Annotated in this window: 1 protein-coding gene; it reads left to right on the top strand. The window is 22.3% G+C overall.

Translation table 4 applies throughout. The annotated features are described in order from the left end of the window. Positions 1-801: restriction endonuclease subunit S (locus ACXX85_RS03965; protein ID WP_458560687.1), on the top strand; the 801-nt coding region annotated here is incomplete at its 5' end. Positions 802-1,064 lie beyond the last annotated feature (263 nt).

The following is a 1,064-nucleotide window of genomic DNA, read 5'->3' as shown; positions in this document are numbered from 1 at the left end:
ATAGCCAATTTATTTAGTTCGATTGATTTAGTCCTTTCACTTCACAAGCGTAAGTGCATTTTATTGAAAAACATTAGAAAATCGCTATTTTACAAGATGTTTCCATCTCAAAATTCTGTAATTTTCCCTTTAAAATTTGAAAAAGCAACTCACACTTGAGAACAGGACGTTATGGGGAATATATATGCTTTTGGAAAGACAGGCGGAACTCCTTTAACTACAAATAAAAAATTTTATAATGGTAAAATTCCTTTTTTAACTATTAAAGATATAACAAATTCTGAAAAATATTTAACCGAAACAGAAAAACACATTTCTGAAGAAGGGATTGCTAACTCAAGTGCATGATTAGTTCCTAAAGATTCTTTGAACTTATCAATTTATGCATCTATAGGTAAAATCACTATAAATAAAGTAAATTTAGCAACTAGTCAAGCAATTTTTAGCATTATTTTAAAAGAAAAAGAGTTATTAGATTTTTACTTCTATAATTTAACTTATAAAAATTTTAAAAAACATTGAAATAAAGTTTTATCTACCGGAACACAGCCTAATTTAAGTTCAGAAACTGTTAATTCAGAAATAATTTTTAAATCAAAAGAAAATAAAGAAAATATTTTAGTAGGTAAACTTTTTACTTTAATTGATTCAGTCCTTTCACTTCACAAGCGTAAAAGACTATTGATTAAAAAGGTAAAATGATTTTGTAAAAATAGTGTAAAAATGCTTATAAATCTAAATATTTCTAAAAAATTAAATATAGTTTTAATAAATGTATCTATATTTTTGATAAAAAGATAGAATAAATATGAAAAATATAATAATCTTAATTGTTTTATTGATATTAATATTATTAATAAATAAAACAGAATAAAATTTGTAAATTTAAAATAAAAATCCCTTTTTCTAAGGGACTAATGTTATTTAAGATATAGTACATTTTAATAAAATAAGAAAAATAAATTTATTCTTTTTTAAGTTTTTGTATTAAACAAACATTTTTTCTAAGAGTTTTGCTTTTATATTTTCTAATGCTGTTAACTTACGCTTGTGAAGTGAAAGGA

The organism is Mycoplasma sp. Z386 (assembly GCF_054343375.1).
Note: the sequence above shows the minus strand (reverse complement) of the source record. Positions and strands in the feature narration are given on the sequence as shown.